The 16,582-nt window shown below is 68.4% G+C and carries 18 protein-coding genes and 2 tRNA genes; 4 read left to right on the top strand and 16 right to left on the bottom strand.

Translation table 11 applies throughout. From position 1 onward, the window contains the following. Positions 1-6: 6 nt before the first annotated feature. The gene (locus ACT6S0_RS06760) at positions 7-1,674 is read right to left on the bottom strand and encodes a FimV/HubP-related protein (protein WP_444763125.1); all 1,668 of its coding nucleotides are present in this window, start codon (positions 1,672-1,674) and stop codon (positions 7-9) included. Positions 1,675-1,809: 135 nt separating this feature from the next. On the opposite strand from ACT6S0_RS06760, the gene ACT6S0_RS06765 reads away from it, so the two are divergent. Both ACT6S0_RS06765 and ACT6S0_RS06770 read left to right on the top strand, forming a co-directional pair. Next, a complete protein-coding gene (locus tag ACT6S0_RS06765; RefSeq protein WP_444763126.1) occupies positions 1,810-2,514 on the top strand; it encodes a Crp/Fnr family transcriptional regulator in 705 nt (234 codons plus the stop codon). 122 nt (positions 2,515-2,636) lie between these two features. Further along, positions 2,637-3,719, top strand: a complete 1,083-nt coding sequence (locus ACT6S0_RS06770) for a phosphotransferase (protein WP_444763145.1) — start codon at positions 2,637-2,639, stop codon at positions 3,717-3,719. A 4-nt stretch (positions 3,720-3,723) separates the two neighbouring features. Here the strand turns inward: ACT6S0_RS06770 and ACT6S0_RS06775 are convergent, their stop codons facing one another. Next, positions 3,724-4,461, bottom strand: a complete 738-nt coding sequence (locus ACT6S0_RS06775) for a hypothetical protein (protein ID WP_444763127.1) — start codon at positions 4,459-4,461, stop codon at positions 3,724-3,726. Between the two features lie 58 nt (positions 4,462-4,519). Here ACT6S0_RS06775 and ACT6S0_RS06780 point away from each other — a divergent pair, with 58 nt between their 5' ends. Further along, on the top strand, positions 4,520-5,212 hold the full coding sequence (locus ACT6S0_RS06780; RefSeq protein WP_444763128.1) for a glutathione S-transferase C-terminal domain-containing protein: 693 nt from the start codon (positions 4,520-4,522) through the stop codon (positions 5,210-5,212). A 7-nt stretch (positions 5,213-5,219) separates the two neighbouring features. On the opposite strand, the gene ACT6S0_RS06785 is transcribed toward ACT6S0_RS06780, so the two are convergent. The 8 genes from ACT6S0_RS06785 to ACT6S0_RS06820 form a co-directional block, all read right to left on the bottom strand. Then, on the bottom strand, positions 5,220-7,067 hold the full coding sequence (locus ACT6S0_RS06785) for a phage tail sheath family protein (protein ID WP_444763129.1): 1,848 nt from the start codon (positions 7,065-7,067) through the stop codon (positions 5,220-5,222). 29 nt (positions 7,068-7,096) lie between these two features. After that, entirely contained in the window at positions 7,097-7,828 is a 732-nt protein-coding gene (gene soxA, locus ACT6S0_RS06790) for a sulfur oxidation c-type cytochrome SoxA (RefSeq protein ID WP_444763130.1), read from the bottom strand. After that, on the bottom strand, positions 7,825-8,148 hold the full coding sequence (locus ACT6S0_RS06795) for a thiosulfate oxidation carrier complex protein SoxZ (protein WP_444763131.1): 324 nt from the start codon (positions 8,146-8,148) through the stop codon (positions 7,825-7,827). The genes soxA and ACT6S0_RS06795 overlap by 4 nt, the downstream gene beginning before the upstream one ends. Then, the gene (locus tag ACT6S0_RS06800) at positions 8,145-8,558 is read right to left on the bottom strand and encodes a thiosulfate oxidation carrier protein SoxY (protein ID WP_444763132.1); all 414 of its coding nucleotides are present in this window, start codon (positions 8,556-8,558) and stop codon (positions 8,145-8,147) included. Before ACT6S0_RS06800 ends, ACT6S0_RS06795 begins: the two co-directional genes overlap by 4 nt. Beyond that, a complete protein-coding gene (gene soxX / locus ACT6S0_RS06805) occupies positions 8,555-8,932 on the bottom strand; it encodes a sulfur oxidation c-type cytochrome SoxX (protein ID WP_444763133.1) in 378 nt (125 codons plus the stop codon). Before soxX ends, ACT6S0_RS06800 begins: the two co-directional genes overlap by 4 nt. A gap of 161 nt (positions 8,933-9,093) precedes the next feature. Continuing rightward, a complete protein-coding gene (locus ACT6S0_RS06810; protein ID WP_444763134.1) occupies positions 9,094-11,253 on the bottom strand; it encodes a molybdopterin cofactor-binding domain-containing protein in 2,160 nt (719 codons plus the stop codon). Further along, the gene (locus ACT6S0_RS06815) at positions 11,250-11,744 is read right to left on the bottom strand and encodes a (2Fe-2S)-binding protein (protein ID WP_444763135.1); all 495 of its coding nucleotides are present in this window, start codon (positions 11,742-11,744) and stop codon (positions 11,250-11,252) included. The genes ACT6S0_RS06810 and ACT6S0_RS06815 overlap by 4 nt, the downstream gene beginning before the upstream one ends. Before the next feature lie 119 nt (positions 11,745-11,863). After that, a complete protein-coding gene (locus ACT6S0_RS06820) occupies positions 11,864-12,070 on the bottom strand; it encodes a hypothetical protein (RefSeq protein ID WP_444763136.1) in 207 nt (68 codons plus the stop codon). A 373-nt stretch (positions 12,071-12,443) separates the two neighbouring features. Between ACT6S0_RS06820 and ACT6S0_RS06825 the strand changes: the two genes are divergently transcribed. Continuing rightward, complete coding sequence (locus ACT6S0_RS06825) at positions 12,444-13,133, top strand: N-acyl amino acid synthase FeeM domain-containing protein (protein WP_444763137.1); 690 nt, start codon at positions 12,444-12,446, stop codon at positions 13,131-13,133. Positions 13,134-13,146: 13 nt separating this feature from the next. On the opposite strand, the gene ACT6S0_RS06830 is transcribed toward ACT6S0_RS06825, so the two are convergent. The 6 genes from ACT6S0_RS06830 to ACT6S0_RS06855 all read right to left on the bottom strand — a co-directional run. After that, complete coding sequence (locus tag ACT6S0_RS06830) at positions 13,147-13,377, bottom strand: hypothetical protein (protein ID WP_444763138.1); 231 nt, start codon at positions 13,375-13,377, stop codon at positions 13,147-13,149. Continuing rightward, on the bottom strand, positions 13,374-13,562 hold the full coding sequence (locus tag ACT6S0_RS06835) for a hypothetical protein (RefSeq protein ID WP_444763139.1): 189 nt from the start codon (positions 13,560-13,562) through the stop codon (positions 13,374-13,376). The genes ACT6S0_RS06830 and ACT6S0_RS06835 overlap by 4 nt, the downstream gene beginning before the upstream one ends. Positions 13,563-13,778: 216 nt before the next feature. Next, positions 13,779-13,855 (bottom strand) — tRNA-Arg (locus ACT6S0_RS06840). A gap of 10 nt (positions 13,856-13,865) precedes the next feature. Continuing rightward, positions 13,866-15,851 carry an OPT family oligopeptide transporter gene (locus ACT6S0_RS06845; protein ID WP_444763140.1) on the bottom strand — a complete coding sequence of 662 codons (1,986 nt, stop codon included), beginning with the start codon at positions 15,849-15,851 and terminating at the stop codon, positions 13,866-13,868. Between the two features lie 177 nt (positions 15,852-16,028). Then, a tRNA-Pro gene (locus tag ACT6S0_RS06850) sits at positions 16,029-16,105 on the bottom strand. A 15-nt stretch (positions 16,106-16,120) separates the two neighbouring features. Further along, the coding region (locus ACT6S0_RS06855; RefSeq protein ID WP_444763141.1) for a PD-(D/E)XK nuclease family protein at positions 16,121-16,582 on the bottom strand (462 nt) is incomplete at its 5' end.

Raw genomic sequence — 16,582 nt, forward strand, 5'->3', positions numbered from 1 at the left:
CGCCACCTAGCGCGCGTCGCTGCCGAAGCTTGAATCGATTGGCAGCATCAGGTCCACCTCGTCCCCCCGCAGCCCGGCCTCGAAGAGATCGCGCGCAATGCTGTAGAGCATCAACAGGTCGCGGTAGGCCGGCAGGTCGAACCGGACCGCCCCGGGCCCGCCGCCTTGCGCGAGCAGTTCCTGCAGCATCTTCATTGCAGCGGCCGGGTCGGCCCAGACCGTCTGCAGATGTGCGACGACGCTGGCACTGGCATCCAGGCTGCGTCCACGCGACAGGCTTTGCGACCACTGCGGCGCCGATGCGCCAAAGCGCTGCTCAAACTGCTTGACCAACTCGGCGAACACCTCGGGCTCGCCGCGCTGCTGGCAAAGCTCCATCAGCAACAGATAGGGCATGGCGCCCGCATGGCCGCGCGTCAGCCGCGTGGCCAGCAGGTCGGCGGCAGCGTCCTGCTGGCCAAGCAACTGCAGGAACTCGACCTGCTGCTGCAAGTCCAGCAGTTCATCTGCAATGGTCAGCTCACTGGAAAGTACCGGCGCTGCGGCGGCCTGCACCGGCAGAGGCTGAGTGGCCTGCATGCGTGGCACGGGGGCGGCCGTCGCGGGCGCCGAAGGTGCCGGCGCCCAGGGCATCGGCCGGGGCTGCGGCCGCGTGATTTGGTGCTGGCCCTCATCGGGCAAAGCGGCGGCCACGCCGACGACCGGCGGCGCGATGCCGGGCGAAGGCGCAGCCAGCGGCAGACCAGCCCCTTCGGCCGCATGCAGGGCCCGCCAATAGGCCAGTTCGCGACGCGCGCGTTGGTCACGCCAGCGGCTGAAATAGAAGGCGGCCGAGCCTGCAAGCAGGCTCAAGGCCAGCGTCAGCATCCAGGTCATCGGGTCGCGATAGGGCGCCGCCCGTGCGCTTTGGATGGGCGCAGGCACGGTCACCGATGCGGCAGGCCGTGCGGCCGGGATGGCCGCGGCGGCCGCCTGTGCCTCGGCCTGCTGGCGTGCCAGCAGCTCGGCGCGCAGCTGCGCCACCGTTTGCTCCAGCTGCACGATCTGCGCTTCAAGCTCGGGCGTCAACTCCATCTCGGGCGCGCTGGCCGCCGGCTGGACGGGCCGAGGTGCCTGGGCGACCAACACCTCCGGCCGCTCCAGCAACAAGCGCGGGCCGCTGGCGCGCGGCTTGGGCCGCGGGCGCTGCCGTACAACCGCCGCTGGCGCAGGGGGCACCTCGGCCCGCAAACGCGCCACCGGCTCGACAAGGGCTGGTGGCGCCGGCGGCACTACCAGCGGCAGGGGTGCGGCGGCCGCGCTGGCCGGAGGATCGACAAAGGCATTGAACTCGCGCGTCAGCCGCAGGGGGCAACCCAGGGCCAGCGTAATGCGCAGCGCCGGCTCCTCGATGCCCACCTGGCTTTGCAGGCGGACGCGTTGCTGGCCGGGCTCGCCTTCGATGCGCAGCTGCAGCAGCCCCGCCGGCACGCGCGCATCGCCCGCGGAGACCTCGGCACGCAGGCAGGAGTCGCTCAATCGTTCGCCTTCTGCCAGCGTCAGCGGGATGCTCGCATCCAGCGGCCTTCCCAGCGTGGAATGGATCAGCGGCTGGCCCAGCCCCAGCGCCTGCGCCTGTTGGGGCGCCACGCCTAGCAGCAGTGTCAAAGCGGGTGTGAGGGCACCCAGCAACATCGGGCGCAAGGCCGTGAGGGGCATTGACTGCGGGCGGCTACAAGCGGTTGAGAGAGGGTAGAGACAACGCGAATGACTCTAGCATGGGCCCAGCCGCCAACGAGGTCGCAGCGGGCCGGCACAATGGCCCAAGCCATGAACGCACTCAGCCTCACCCCCGCCGAACGCCAGCAGATCGACCAGGGCCCCTGGTTCTCGAAGTTGTCCGAGCCGCTGCGCAATGACATCCTGCAACGGGCCTTCGTGCGCCGCCTGCCCGACGAGACCATGCTGTCCCACCGCGGCGAGCCCGCTGAGGAATGGTCGGCCGTCGCCAAGGGTGCCGTGCGCGTCAGCTCGGTATCGCTGGCCGGCAAGCAGATCTCGCTGACTTATGTCGAGCCCGGCATCTGGTTCGGCGACATCGCCCTGTTCGACGGCCTGCCGCGCACCCACGACGCCTATGCCCATGGCGAGACGACGCTGCTGTGCGTGCGCAAGTCCGACTTCCGCGCGCTGCTGCAGGCCCACTCCGAGCTCTACGACGCGCTGCTGCGGCTGAACTGCCGCCGGCTGCGGCTGATGTTCGACATGATCGAAGACCTCAACACCCGTCCACTGGCCGCGCGCCTGGCCAAGCAGGTGCTGCTGCTGGCGCGCTCCTATGGCGTGCAGGAGGGCGACGAGATCCGCATCGGCCTGCAACTCGCGCAGGAAGACCTGGCCCAGCTGCTCGGCGCCTCGCGCCAGCGCGTCAATCAGGAACTCAAGGCCTTCGAGCGTGAAGGTGCCGTACGCGTCGAGCCGACCCGCCTGGTCGTGCTGAGCCGCGAGAAGCTGCTGGCCGCCGCGGCGCGCTGAGTCGGGACCGAGGGCAGTCCTGCGCACTGCTCGACGCCTGACGAAGGACTGCCGACATGCAGGTCGGCAGGCATGAGTCGCTGCCACGCACGGGACAGGCGCCGGCGGGAACGCCGCGCACAATCGCCGGCATGGAAGCATTCACCGGCACCCGTCCCCTCGCCCAGGCCCTGGACACTGCGGCATTGGAAGCCTGGCTGGCCACGCATGTCGACGGCTTTGCCGGGCCGCTGGCCATCGAACAGTTCAAGGGCGGCCAGTCCAACCCGACGTATCTACTCAAGACGCCCGGCGTGCAGTATGTGATGCGCAGCAAGCCGGCGCCGGTGGCCAAGCTGCTGCCGTCGGCGCACGCCATCGAGCGCGAGTTCCAGGTGATGGGCGCGCTGGCAGGCACCGACGTGCCCGTGCCGGCCATGCATGCGCTGTGCGAGGACGAGGCCGTCATTGGCCGCGCTTTCTACGTCATGTCCTTCATTGCAGGCCGCGTGCTGTGGGACCAGAGCCTGCCCGGCATGGCCAATGCCGAGCGAGCCGCCCACTACGACGAGATGAACCGGGTCATCGCCGCCCTGCACCAGGTCGACTTCAAGGCCGTGGGCCTCTCGGCATATGGCAAGCCGGGCAACTACTTCGAGCGTCAGATCGGCCGCTGGAGCAAGCAATACCTGGCCTCGGTGACTGAAGCCAATCCGGCGATGGACGCTTTGCTGGCCTGGTTGCCGGCCCATATCCCGGCCTCGGCGCGGGACGAGAGCGAGGTCGGCATCGTGCATGGCGACTACCGCATGGACAACCTGGTCTTCCACCCCACCGAGCCGCGCGTCATCGCCGTGCTGGACTGGGAGCTGTCCACCCTCGGCCATCCGCTGGCCGACTTCAGCTACCACTGCATGAGCTGGCACATCAAGACCTCAGGCGCGGCGCGCGGCCTGGGCGGCAAGGACCTGTTCGAGCTGGGCATCCCCAGTGAGCGCGAGTATGTGCAGCGCTATTGCGAGCGCACCGGTCGCACGGACGTCGACGCCGTCATGGCCGACTGGAACTTCTACATGGCCTACAACATGTTCCGCATCGCGGCCATCGTGCAGGGCATTGCCAAGCGGGTGGTCGACGGTACTGCGTCAAGTGCTCAAGCCAGGGAGACGGCGGCGAGTGCCCGGCCGCTGGCCGAGCTGGCATGGAGCTTCGCGCAGAAAGCCTGAGGGCTTAGGTCACATCGCCAGGGCGTGTCGACGGCGTGAAGGCGATGGACGTCGTTGTTGGCCAGGCGCCGGTGTCGGACAGCCTGCCGTTGACGCGCAGCGCCTCGCGCGCGGCGCATTCGAGCAGGCGCACGAAAGCCTGCACCTTGGGCAGGTCCGGCTCGCTCATCTCGGTGCGCAGATAGAGGTTGCCGCGCATGCTCATCAGCACGAAGGGGTGGCCTTCCGGCAGCAGGTCCTGGCTGGCCTGCACCAGCGTCTCGCTGAGCTCACCGTCCAGCCAGGCGCCCGTCAGGTCCTTGGTCACGCCGACAAGTCCGTAGCGCTGGCGCAGTAGCTGCGAACTCGCGTTGTTGAACTTTGGAAACATCACCAGCCAGCGCATTTCCTCGGGCGTGTCGGTGTCGACGCGCGTCTTCAGCGTGTCGGTGTAGGCCTCGAAGACAGCTCGCTCCAGGTTCTCCATCAGCGTGCGGCACAACACCATCAACTGCAGGTCGTGGTGCAGCTTCATCTCGCAGCGCATGCGCAGCTCGGAGCCCGGCAGATAGCTGCGCTGCGACACGCCCCACTCGATGCGCAACGGCCCGGGTGCAGCCGTGGGCTGCTCGATGAGGAAGCCCTGGCCGTCACGCGTCTGAGAGAAATCGGCGCCGCGCGCCTCGGCCCACTCCTCGATCGGACGCCAGCGCGCTGCGTTGGCACGCGTCACCAGCCAGTGCTTGACTTGCTTTACCACCATGAGTCGTGCGGAAGTCTGAGAATGGGGCCGCTTGCTAGGACACCGCAGGAGGCGACGAATGATCGAAGTGTATTCATGGGCCACGCCCAACGGCCACAAGGTGCACATCATGCTGGAGGAGTGCCGCCTCGAGTACCGGGTCCATCCCGTGGACATCGGTGCGGGTGAACAGTTCGCGCCGGACTTCCTGGCCATCAGTCCCAACAACAAGATCCCCGCGATCACCGATCCCGACGGTCCGGATGGCCGCACGCTCTCGCTGTTCGAGAGCGGCGCCATCTTGCTCTACCTTGCGGGCAAGACGGGCAAGTTCCTACCGAACGATGTGCGCGGCAAATACGAGGTGCTGCAGTGGCTGATGTTCCAGATGGGCGGCGTGGGTCCCATGCTGGGCCAGGCCCACCACTTCCGCGTCTATGCGCCCGAGAAGCTGCCGTATGCCATCGAACGCTATACCAACGAGGCCAGGCGGCTCTACACCGTCATCAACAAGCGGCTGGCGCATGCCACCTACATCGGCGGGGCGGAGTACAGCATTGCCGACATCGCCGTCTTCCCCTGGCTGCGCTCCTGGAAGAACCAGGGCGTCGAGATGAACGACTACCCGCACCTCAAGGGCTGGTTCGATGAGGTCGCCAAGCGCCCGGCCGTGCAGCGCGGCGTGGAGGTGCTGGCCGGCGCGCGCAGGCCGCTGACGGACGACAAGGCGCGCGAGGCGCTGTTCGGCAGGCGCCAGGTCGAACAGCGCTGATCCCTGTTCAGGCGCGTCGGTCAGCGGTCCACTGGCCGATGCGCAGGATGACGAACTCCGCTGGCTTCAAGGGCGCCACTCCGATCAGGCAGACGAGCCGCCCGTTGTCCAGGTCGCTCTGCGTCATCGTCGAGCGGTCGCAGCGGACGAAGAACGCGTTCTCGGGTTTGTCGCCCAGCAGCCCGCCCCGGCGCCACTCCCTGAACAGGAAGTCGCTGACCGCCGCGCGCATCTGCACCCACAGCGCCTCGCCATGCGGCTCGAACACCACCCATTGCGTGCCCTTGTCGATGCTGTGCTCGAGGTAGGCGAAGTAACGCCTCAGGTTGACGTACTTCCACGCCGGGTCGCTGCTGAGGGTGCGGGCCCCCCATAGCCGGTGGCCGCGCCCCGCAAACGAGCGCAAGCAGTTGATGCCCTCGGGGTTGAGCACCTCCTGCTCCGCGGCGTTGATCCCTGTCTCGAAGCCGATGGCAGTGCGCACCACCTCGTTGGCTGGCGCCTTGAAGACCGCGCGCTCCACATCGTTGCGGGCAAAGATGCCGGCGACGAAGCCGGACGGCGGCAGGTTCAGCGACTGGTCCGAGGCCGGGTCCTTGACCGTCACCCAGGGGTAGTAGAGCGCTGCGCGGCTGCTGTCCAGCCCTGATCTGAATACTCGCACGTCGGCGACGCTCAGGCCCCCGGGCGGGTCGAGCAGGGCGATGCGGTAGCGCATCTGCTCGGCGTGGGTGATCAGCAGCTTGTTGATGGCGGCGGGATCGGTGGCGCCGGGGGCGGCGACGATGGCAATGTCGTCGATGGTCTCGAACTGCTTGAGCCCCGTGGCCTGGGCGGGCGCCGGGTCGGGCTGCCCCTCGTAGTCGCCAGCGGCGGGCAGCACGCCGTCGTTGCCGCCGGTCAGACGGACCGTGGCCTGCAGGCCGCGTTCAAGCTTGCGGCCCAGGGCGGCCAGATCGTTCCGGCCGGCTGCTTCGCGTTCTGCGCGGGTGATCTTCAGGTTCAGGCCCTCAGGCAGCACGGCCAATGCCTGCAGCAGGTCAATGCCATGGTCGAGGACATCGATGCCTGCCGAGCTGCCGTTGAGCAGCACGATGGGAGCCTCACGATCCATGCCGAACAGTTCAAAGACGCCGTCCGGCCGCAGGGGAAGCCCCTGCCAGGCGCCAAGCACGCGGCCCCCCGCGGTCAGCGCTTCGACGTCCAGCGTGAGAGCGCAAATGGCGCTGGCACCTTCTACCGATAGATCGGCCCCGCTGCCGCTGAAACGCCAGCTTCCGTCGTCCCCCTGGGCAGCGATGTACACCGGCAGGTCTGCGAAACGACGCACCGTCCTAGGCCGTCCTGCCGCTGACACCCACACCACATCGCCAGCGCCGAGTCCGGCCAGCGTCGGTATCAGGTTGGGACCGAGCCTGACGGTGAAGCGGACCTGCAGATTGCCCATTGCGCCGGGATGGCGTGCGACGACGCGGAACACATGCGGTGCAGTGCCGGCCGAGGCGCGGCCATGGCCGTCGTCATGGGCTGAACCGAGGCCCGGCGCCGTGGAAAGCGCACGGAACACGCGGCTGACGTACAGCCGCTTGCCGCCCTCGCCGAAGAAGCTGCGCGCGGCATTCCAGAGATAGTTCACACGCCGCGTCGCATCGCCTGAACCAAAGGCGAGCTGGCCGCCATCGCCATACAGGCGCTCATATTCAGCCAGGCTGGCGATGATGACCGGCGCGCCGGACACAGGACCAAAGCGGCACGGGCCGATGAAACCCGCGCTGGAAGTGCCCACGCCTTCGATGACCCTGGGCCGGAGGGGCAGCTCTTCGACATAGACACCGGGCGCTAGGTAGTCGGGCATGGCAGCCTCCGGCGTCTACGGGTGGGGCGTCAGGGTCGCACACCCGGCGGCTGCATGGCCATGCCGGCCGAGCGGCGCGCGAGATATACCTCCAGCGCCAGCAATTCGGCGCTGTCCCAGTCCCACATCGTCGCGCGCACGCCGCTGAGGCAACCCCGCAGGCGGCGTTGCAGGCTGCCCAGCGACTGCCACTCGAGCCGGAACACCGGGTAGTCGTCGACATGGCCCTGCGGGATCATGCTGCCGCCCAGGCGCTGCCCCGCGCGCTCGTCATGGCATTGGGCGCAGGACAGGTTGAGGGCGCCGATGCGGCTCATGTAGAGGCGCTGGCCTTGGCTCGCCGCCTGGTCCAGCTCCGCGCCTTGCGGCGGCTTGAGCGGCAGGCCGCGCGACTGCTGGGCCACCAGCGCGGCCAGCGCCAGCAGGGGCTCGGCCTCGCGCTGCCAGGCGGGCTGCTGCTGGTGGCGCACGCGGCAGCGCTGGATGCGCCCGGGCAGGTCGACCAGCCCCTGGTCCCAGGCCGGGTAGCGAGTGGCGGCGCCGCGCAACTTGTCGGGCTCGCCATGGCAACTGGCACAGGACTTGGAGCCTTGTGCCCACAACTCGCGGCCCAGCGCCAGCGCGAGCTGGGCAGGGTGCTGGGCATCGTCTGCCTGCAGCGTGCGCAGGGCCGAGCTCATCGTGTCGCGGCCGGAGCGACGCTCATCGGCCCCGGCCGCGAGCGCGACGAAAACCAGCGGCAGCAGCAGCGCGGCTTTCATGCAACGGCCAAAGGGCGCGTCTCGCGGTGCTCGAAGTCCCGGTCGCCGCGCCAGACGAATGTCAGCTCGCCGGACTTGCTGGCCCGCACCCAGAAGGCCAGATACGGATTGGCCGAGATGGCCGCGAACAGGTCGGCGGCGAAGACCAGCTCACCGTCGAGGCGGCATTCAAAGCGCCGGACGATGTCGCGCGGCAGGCGGGCGCCTTCGTCGCTGGTCCGGTAGCCGGTCTCCATGGCATGCGCCACCGTCGCGCGCACCTCGAAAGGCTCGCCAGCCTTGACCGCGGCAGGAAGCGTGATGACAGCGCGCGTGGTCATCCGGGTTCCACGCAGGCGGCCAGCGTCACGATGACATCCATGCCCGTCTGCCAGCAGCGCCCGTCGGCCGCCTTGGCCACGGCGACGATGCGCTGGCTGCGCGCCAGGCGCATGCGGGTGCCGAACTCCGGCTTGCCGCTGTTGGCGCCCAGGCTGATCTGCACGACCTGCGGCTCAGGATTCAGCGGCGTGAACAAGGCCAGACCCGTGACGGGCTCGTTGGCAACGACGCGCACCGGCACCGCATTGCCGTTCTCCACCAGTTCGGCAATCTCGATCTTCAACGCCCCCGCCACGGGGTCGCGGCCCGCCCAGGCACGGATGGCTGCTTGCATCGCCTCGTCGCTGGCCTGCGCCTGCGGCAGCAGCGCCAGCGCCGCGGTGGTCATGACGAACTCGCGCCGCTTCATGGCCTGGCCAGCGTCCCGAGGTAGGCCACGATGTCGTCGAGCTGCTGCTCGGTCAGCGCCGGCTTGCCCTGCCAGGCGGGCGCCACATCGCGCAGCCCCTCGGTCGACCTGAAAGGCGGCATCACGGTGGCGGGGTTGAAGCGCCGCATGTCGGCAATGCGGTCGCGCATGCCTTGGGCATCCAGCCGCGCCGCGCTGGCCTCCAGCGGCGGCGCCAGATTGCCCTGGTTGGCGTCGCCCGCGCCGTGCAGCGCATGGCAGAGCAGGCACAGGCTCTGCGTGCGGTCGGCCACCAGCGCGCGGCCGCGCTGCACGTCACCGGGCCCGGCCTGCGCAGCGGCCGTCACGAGCAGCAGGGCCAACAGGGCGTGCATCAGAAGCTGCGAACGCTCTCCGCGCGGCCGAACAGACCGTCGCGGGTTCGCCAATCAAGGCGCAAAGCGCAACCGCAGCTGCGGCTACGGCGAGCATTTGCAACGCCGAGTGGCGGCGCTGCGGCGGGATGAGCGGGCGTGAGGGCGGCGTTCACAGCTTCTCAGACCAGGGACTGGTTCTTCAGCGGCAGGTCGCGCACCCGCTTGCCCGTCGCCGCAAAGATCGCGTTCAGCACCGCCGGCGCGGCGACCGCGATCGTCGGCTCGCCCACCCCGCCCCAGAATCCGCCCGAAGGCATGCAGATGGTCTCGACGGCCGGCATGTGCTCCATCCGCATGACCGGGTAGGTGTCGAAGTTCTGCTGCTCCACGCGCCCGTCCTTGACCGTGATCTCGCCGAACAGCGCCGCCGACAAGCCGTAGACGAAGCTGCCCTCGACCTGCGCGGCGATCTGCTGCGGGTTGACGGCGTGGCCGGGGTCGGTGGCGGCGACGATGCGGTGGATCTTGAGCTCACCCTTCTTGCTGACCGACACCTCGGCGCAGGCCGCGACATAGCTGCCGAAGCCCATGATCTGCGCCAGGCCCAGTGCACGGCCCTTGGCCCGCGGCCTGCCCCAACCGGCCTTGGCCGCCACCGCGTTCAGCACGGCCAGATGCTTGGGCGAACTGGCCAGCAACTCGCGCCGCAACTCCAGCGGGTCGCGCTTAGCGGCATGCGCCACTTCGTCGAGGAAGCACTCCAGGTAGACCGCGTTCTGGTTGAGGTTGACGCCGCGCCAGAAGCCCGGCGGTACCGTCGGGTTGCGCATCGCATGGTCGATGAGCAGATGGGGCACCGCGTAGCCCAGCGCACCTTCCGCGCCGCCGGCGCTCAGGCCCTGGAAGACCACCGGGTCTTTGCCGTCCTTGATGTTCTGCGGAAAGATGCCCGCCAGGATGCTCTGGCCCGAGATGCGCATGTGCAGGGCCGTCAGCTTGCCCGCGTCGTCCAGCCCGGCCGTCAGCTTGCACTGCGTGACCGGGTGGAAGCGACCATGCAGCATGTCCTCCTCGCGGCTCCAGATCAGCTTGACCGGCGTGCCGGGCAGCTCCTTGGCGATGGCCACGGCCTGGCGCACCCAGTCGTGCACGGCGCCGCGCCGGCCGAAGCCGCCGCCCAGATGCAGCTTGTAGACCTCGCAGGCCGAGGGCGGCAGGCCCGAGGCCTCGGCGGTGGCGGCCAGCGCCGCCTCGCCGTTCTGCGTCGGTGTCCAGACCTCGCAGCGCTCCGACGTCCACTTGGCAGTCGCGTTCATGACCTCCATGCAGGCGTGGTTCTGATGCGGGTAGCTGTAGACCGCCTCGACCTTGCGTGCCGCAGCGGACAGCGCGGCCTTGACATCGCCCTGGCTGCTGCCGACGGCGGCCTCGGGGGCGTCCAGGCCGGCCTTCAGGACGGCGGCGGTGTCGGCGCTGTTCTGCGTGACGTTGGGGCCCTCGTCCCAGACGATGGGCAGCACGTCCAGCGCAGTCTTGGCCCGCCACCAGGTGTCGGCCACAACGGCAACCGCAGAGTCGCTGACCCGCACAATCTTCTTGACGCCGGGCCGGCCCTCGATGGCCGCTGCGTCATAACTCTTCAACTTGCCGCCGAACACCGGGCAGTCCTTGATGGCCGCGTTCAGCATGCCGGGCAGTTGCAGGTCCATGCCGTAGACGAGCGAGCCGTCCAGCTTGGCCCTGGTGTCCAGGCGCTTCATGGGGCGGCCGGCCAGCTTCCAGTCCTTGGCCTCCTTCAGCTGGATGTCGGCAGGCGCGGCCAGCTTGGCGGCCTCGGCGGCGAGCTGGCCGTAGCTGAGCTTCTTGCCCGCGTGGGTGACCCACCCTGAGCTTGTGGCGCACTCCACGACGGCCACATTCCACTGGTTGGCCGCCGCCTGGATCAGCAGCGCGCGCGCCAGTGCACCGCCCTTGCGCACGTACTCGTGCGACTCGCGCACGCCACGACTGCCGCCAGTGCTCATGCTGCCCCAGGCGCGGTTGCGCGCCAGGTTCTGGCCGGGCGTCGGGTACTCGGTCTTGACCTTGCTCCAGTCGCATTCCAGCTCCTCGGCGACGAGCTGGGCCAGGCCGGTCAGCGTGCCCTGACCCATCTCGGACCGCGCAATGCGGATGACGACGCTCTCGTCCGGCAGGATCTGCACCCAGGCGTTCAGCTCCGGCGTGACGGTCGGCGCGGAGGGCTGGGCAAGACCTGGCACATGGAAACCCACCATCAGGCCGCCGGCAGCGGCAGTCGTCGCGCTGAGGAAGCCGCGTCGATCCAGAACGGCGCTCATGCCTGGCCCCCTTCGATGACGATGGGGATCTGCCTGCGCTGCACCTGACCGGCGGCCAGGTGGATGGCCGCACGCACGCGGTTGTAGGTGCCACAGCGGCAGATGTTGGTCATTGCCGCGTCGATGTCGGCATCGGTCGGCTTGGGCTTGGCCTTCAGCAACGCGGCGGCGGCCATCAGCATGCCGCTCTGGCAAAAGCCGCACTGCGGCACGTCCAGCATGTCCCAGGCCTTCTGCAGCGGGTGCGAGGCATTAGGCGCCAGGCCCTCGATGGTGGTGACTTTCTGCGCCGCCGTCAGCGCCGAAGCCGGCATCACGCAACTGCGCACCGGCGCGCCGTCAATGTGCACCGTGCAGGCGCCGCACTGGGCCACACCGCAGCCGTACTTGGTGCCCGTCAGGCTCAGCTGCTCGCGCAGCACCCAGAGCAGCGGCGTATCGCCTTCCGCCTCGTACTGCATCCGCTTGCCATTGACCGTCAATTCCGCCATGCCGCTGCTCCTGTACGCCACTCTTGGCCGCGGCAGCCTAGCAGGGTCGGCGCCGCGCTGTCATCCGGTCGGCAATCCGACCCAGCGCCGCGCTCGGTTGAAGCGCTGGCGGGCCCTCGCTAGCGCCGCGTCGACACCCCCTTCGCGACCGCCGCCCACAGCACCAGCTTGAAGCTCTGCAGCCCGTGCGGCAGGTGGTCGTCCTGCGCGACGGCGCTGCCCGGCGCGGCCTGTTCCTGGCGCCAGACGTCGCGCTTGTCTTCGCCGACGAAGAGGGCCTGTTGACGCTCTTCTACCGGGCCGAGGTGGACCGTGTGCACGCCCATGTGGCGTTGTACTTTGGGCCCGTGTGGCCACAGTCGCGACGCGACGCGCAGGCGCGGGGAAAAAGAAACCCCGGCACGAGGCCGGGGCTGAAAACCGCCTTCCGCTGTCACGGTTGGCGCCTGCTCAGGGAGGAACAGCAGGGGGCCGAAGCCCGGGGCCAATGTAGACCGCGCGCTGACGCCGGTTTGTAGGACAACCGGCTGATCATGCCGATTGCGCCGTTGCGCAGCATCGCGCCCGCAGCAGGCCCGTACTCGTGAGAAATGGCATGAACGCGATGTGACCCATGTATCGGTCTGTGAGATGAGGCCTCCGGGCGGCGATGCCTCCATAGACTGCGCCGCTTGCCAATGGACGCCGAGGATGCAGCCGATGTTCCACGTTTCTCAGACGACGCCACGGGCGTCGATGCCGAACAAGTTCGCAAACCCGGCGCTCGCCTTGAACAGCGGTTTCGGTGCGCTGGACGGCGAAGCGCGGGACCTCGTTGAGCGGCGTTACGGCGACCGCGGCCTCCTGACCTCGCGCGAGCGGTACAGCAGCCGTAGCGAGGACGGCGACATCGTCTGCACCGCACGCGACGGGGACGCGATCGTCGGCACGCTGTCCGTGCGTTTCGACGGCGCGGGCGGCCTGCATGCCGACCTGCTGTTCAGCGCCGAGCTGAACGAATGGCGGGCCGAGGGCGTCAAGCTTTGCGAGTTCGGCGGCCTGGCGGTGGACAAGCATTCACACGAACCCAAGCGCGTGCTGGCGCAGATCTTCCACCTGGGCTATCTGCACGCCCACCGGCGCGCTGGCTGCGAACGCCTGGTCGTCGAGGTCAACCCGCGCCACGTGCCCTTCTACCGCCGTTGCCTGGGTCTCGTGCCCTGCACCAAAGCCCGGCACAACCCGCGGGTGGAGGCACCCGCCGTGCTGATGAGCATTGCCTTTGCCGACATCCGCGAGCAGATCGCGCTCTGGGGCGGTCTGCCGGATCGTCTGGCCTCGGCGCGCAGCCTCTACCCCTTGGCCTGGGACGAGGCGACCGAGGCCACGATGCTGGCCAGCCTGCCGTAGTGGGTCATCTGGATCAGCCGTGGAAGCGGCGCACGTCAAAGCTGGTGTCCTCCCAATCCGTCCAGCCTGAGCGGCTGTCATCGGCGCCGGCCGGAAACGCCTGTTCATCGCCGTCGTGAGCAGCCGCAGCATGGGCCACCGTCAGGCGGCGGATGGCATCGCGCAATTGCTGAACCGAGGCCTGGGCCAAGCTGGCGAACTGAACGCGCCGGGCCGGCTTTGATGTCGATGGGGCGAGCTTCACAGCACCGTCCGGCGAAAGTCCAGCTCCGTGCCTTCCCACGCCTGCTCATCGGCCTCAGGCAGCGTCACGCCATTCCGGGCGACTTCCAGCTCCCATTCGCGCAGTTGCCTGATGGTGAAGCGCAGCGCCGCAGCGCTTGCCCATCGTGCGTCATCGGCGCTGGGTGTGTCGGATTGAGATTGCATCGGGGCTCCTGTATCGATGGAGCCAGTCTCGGAGCCCGGCAGCGCCGCGGGAATCGCCCTTAAGTGGGGTTGGCGGGGGATGGCCGGGTAGATATCCCCCGCCGTCTCCCTCTTAAGGGGGATGGACGCCGGCCGATGCGGCGTGCAGCCCCGCGCCGGTTTGCCATGAAAAAAGCGCCCAGGTCCTTGAGGACGCTGGGCGCTGTGATCCGATGGTGGCCTGCCCGGAGGGACTCGAACCCCCGACCTGCTGCTTAGAAGGCAGCTGCTCTATCCAGTTGAGCTACGGGCAGACGATGCGGATTAGATCAGCACGTTGATGATGGCGTTGCCGATGCCCATCAGCGCGGCGCCCGAGATCAGGCCGGCGCAGATCGGCTCCATGCCTTCCACCCAGACGCGGTGGCCCTGGGTGCCCGGCGTCTTGTGCTTGCGCTTCATAGCGAAGAAGAGCACCGCGCCGACGAACATGGCCAGTACCGCCTCGGGCGGCAGCACCACGCCCAGGCCGGTGGCAACGGCCGAGAGCTGGAAGCGGCCCTTGGTCTTGATACGCGCCACTTCCATCGCCACGGCGGCCAGGGCGGCCACGGCCATGGAGATCAGCGCCGACGTCGGCAGGCCCTTCAGGCCCTTGGCGATGATGTCGGCCACGCCCTTCCACTGCAGGGCCGCCGGCATGGCGAACTGGTCGGACACCAGCGTCGTCACGCTGCGCACGCCGTTGGCGTCGGGCGTCAGGAACAGCAGGAAGAACAGCGGCACGCAGAAAACCACACCGGCCAGGTTGCCAATGATGTGGCCGATGGCCTGGTGCCGCGGCTTGCCGCCGAGCATGTAGCCCGGCTTGATGTCGGACAGCAGATTGGCCGCGTTGGAGGCGATCTCGGCCGTCATGCCGGCAGGCAGCAGGTTGGAGCCGGGGTTGGTGCGGTCGAGCGCGCCCATCGTGAACTGCGTGATCTTCGACAGCGCCCCCGTCGGCGTCCACGAGGTCAGCGCCATCGAGTTGGTGCAGATGATGGTCAGCACGAAGATCAGCGGCAATGACACCAGGGCCAGCCAGAAGGGCACGTTGAAGAAGACGTGGGTGACATAACTGCCCAGCAAGCTGAAGATCGGCACGCCGACGTAGCTGATCCACAGCGGCACCTCGATGTCCTTGAGCGGGTCGCCGTTGCTGCCGGCGTTGACCACCGGCGCCACCTTGCGTTTGAAGATGCTCTTGAAGATCTCCGGCTTGGCCAGCAGGCCGACCAGCGCGCCGACGACCATCATCGTCACGCCCCACCACAGCGACCACTGGTTGACGATCTCGGCGCGGTTCAGCGGGATCAGCGTGCCATCGGCGGCCAGGCGCGGCGCGATGTCGCCGGCCTGGATCATCAGCGGCGCCAGCACGACGAAGTTGATGAAGGAGCCGAGGAAGCAGCTCGTTGCCACCGCAATGCCCATCAGGCCCCCCACGCCCAGCATGGCGGCGTCCAGCGTCAGGCGCAGGCCGAGCTGGCGGATGTCCGTGCCCATGATGGTCGGAATCAGCGCGGTCGTCTTGCCGGCCCAGGCGTAGTAGTAGTGATCCAGGCGGTCATGCAGGTACCAGGGTTCGGTCAGGCCGGCCCACTTGTCCAGCATCAGGAGTTTGAACTGCACCAGCTTCATCCAGCCGTCGCTGACGATGGCTTGGTAGAGTGCCGTGAAGCCAGCCACCACACCCAGCAGCTTGGCCTTGAACATGCCCTCGCCACCGGCGCCGTGGTACAGCGAATCCAGCACCACACCGCAAGCACGGCCCTCCGGGAAAGGGGCCTGGTCTTCGTTGATGAAGCGGCGCTTGAGCGGGAAGGCCAGCAACACGCCGATCATCGCGACGACGAAGATCCACACCATCAACTGCCACCACGCCGGGATGACGCCGGTGATCAGCATGTAGGCCGCCAGGCTGGAGAACAAGGGCGTGATGACATAGCCGGCCGCCGTGGCGACGGACTGGGTGCAGTTGTTCTCCAGGATGGTGTAGTCCTGCGCGAAGCCGCTGGCATGCAGTGCGCGGAACAATGCGAAGGCGAGGATGACCGAGGTCAGCCCCACGCCAATGGCGATGCCGGTCTTGGCACCGATGTAAAGGCCGGTGGCTGAGAGGATGCCGCCGAGCAGGAAGCCGGTCAGACCCGAGCGCAGAGTCAACTGGGCCATGTCGCCGCGGAAGACGTTCTTGAACCACCACTCGTCCTTTTGGGCGCGTGTCCAGGTGGCGATTTGCTCGTCGGTCAGGTGTTGGAGTGCCATGGAATCTCGGGCGGCGCTTGTGGCCCCGCCAGGGTTGAAGCAAAGCCGGGCATTGTCCTGGCCGACCGCTTGGTCGGACTTCGGGGGATGCCCTTGGACGAAGCCCCGGGATGCGGGGGCCTCAAAAAAACAAACCCGCCGCTGGCACAAGGCCAACGGCGGGTTGCTGAAAAGGTTTGGTCGGGGCGGCGGGATTCGAACTCGCGACCCTCTGCTCCCAAAGCAGATGCGCTACCAGGCTGCGCTACGCCCCGAACAAGCTGCGCATTCTAGCTGACAGGAATGAAGCGCCCGGTTCCGCTGATCAAGGCGGCGCGAATCGGCTCACCCGGCTGCAGGTTCTGCACGGCCGCGACATAGCTGCGCATCTGTTCCAGATAGGCCGGCTCGCGCTCCGGGGTGGCGCCGAGCTTGTAGTCCAGCACCCACCACTGGCCGTCGTCGAGCTGCACCAGCCGGTCGATGCGCTGATCCTCGCCGCCTGTGCCGACGGCGACCTCGTTGCCCGCCCAGCGCAGCCGTGCCGGGTCGAAGAAGGGGCGGCAGCCGGGGCTGGCGAGAATCGCCTGGGCCGCCTGCGCAAGCTGCTCACGCGCCTTCACGTCCAGGCCGAAGGCCTGCGACGCCGAGGCCATCAGCACGGACAGCGGCTGGGTCTGGCCTGGTGCCGAGGCCCACTCCAGCACGCGGTGCAGGGCCTCGCCGACCCGCGCCTGGCGATCGTCGCGGGC

Origin of the sequence: Roseateles sp., from assembly GCF_052436255.1 — a bacterium.
GTDB lineage: Bacteria > Pseudomonadota > Gammaproteobacteria > Burkholderiales > Burkholderiaceae_C > Pelomonas.

Excerpts from the sequence above, each read along its gene's own strand:
- ACT6S0_RS06760 (WP_444763125.1), bottom strand. The coding sequence starts at position 1,674 with ATGTTGCTGGGTGCCCTCACACCCGCTTTGACACTGCTGCTAGGCGTG.
- ACT6S0_RS06765 (WP_444763126.1), top strand. The coding sequence starts at position 1,810 with ATGAACGCACTCAGCCTCACCCCCGCCGAACGCCAGCAGATCGACCAG.
- ACT6S0_RS06775 (WP_444763127.1), bottom strand. The coding sequence starts at position 4,461 with ATGGTGGTAAAGCAAGTCAAGCACTGGCTGGTGACGCGTGCCAACGCA.
- ACT6S0_RS06780 (WP_444763128.1), top strand. The coding sequence starts at position 4,520 with ATGATCGAAGTGTATTCATGGGCCACGCCCAACGGCCACAAGGTGCAC.
- ACT6S0_RS06785 (WP_444763129.1), bottom strand. The coding sequence starts at position 7,067 with ATGCCCGACTACCTAGCGCCCGGTGTCTATGTCGAAGAGCTGCCCCTC.
- soxA (WP_444763130.1), bottom strand. The coding sequence starts at position 7,828 with ATGAAAGCCGCGCTGCTGCTGCCGCTGGTTTTCGTCGCGCTCGCGGCC.
- ACT6S0_RS06795 (WP_444763131.1), bottom strand. The coding sequence starts at position 8,148 with ATGACCACGCGCGCTGTCATCACGCTTCCTGCCGCGGTCAAGGCTGGC.
- ACT6S0_RS06800 (WP_444763132.1), bottom strand. The coding sequence starts at position 8,558 with ATGAAGCGGCGCGAGTTCGTCATGACCACCGCGGCGCTGGCGCTGCTG.
- soxX (WP_444763133.1), bottom strand. The coding sequence starts at position 8,932 with ATGCACGCCCTGTTGGCCCTGCTGCTCGTGACGGCCGCTGCGCAGGCC.
- ACT6S0_RS06810 (WP_444763134.1), bottom strand. The coding sequence starts at position 11,253 with ATGAGCGCCGTTCTGGATCGACGCGGCTTCCTCAGCGCGACGACTGCC.
- ACT6S0_RS06815 (WP_444763135.1), bottom strand. The coding sequence starts at position 11,744 with ATGGCGGAATTGACGGTCAATGGCAAGCGGATGCAGTACGAGGCGGAA.
- ACT6S0_RS06820 (WP_444763136.1), bottom strand. The coding sequence starts at position 12,070 with ATGGGCGTGCACACGGTCCACCTCGGCCCGGTAGAAGAGCGTCAACAG.
- ACT6S0_RS06825 (WP_444763137.1), top strand. The coding sequence starts at position 12,444 with ATGTTCCACGTTTCTCAGACGACGCCACGGGCGTCGATGCCGAACAAG.
- ACT6S0_RS06835 (WP_444763139.1), bottom strand. The coding sequence starts at position 13,562 with ATGCAATCTCAATCCGACACACCCAGCGCCGATGACGCACGATGGGCA.
- ACT6S0_RS06845 (WP_444763140.1), bottom strand. The coding sequence starts at position 15,851 with ATGGCACTCCAACACCTGACCGACGAGCAAATCGCCACCTGGACACGC.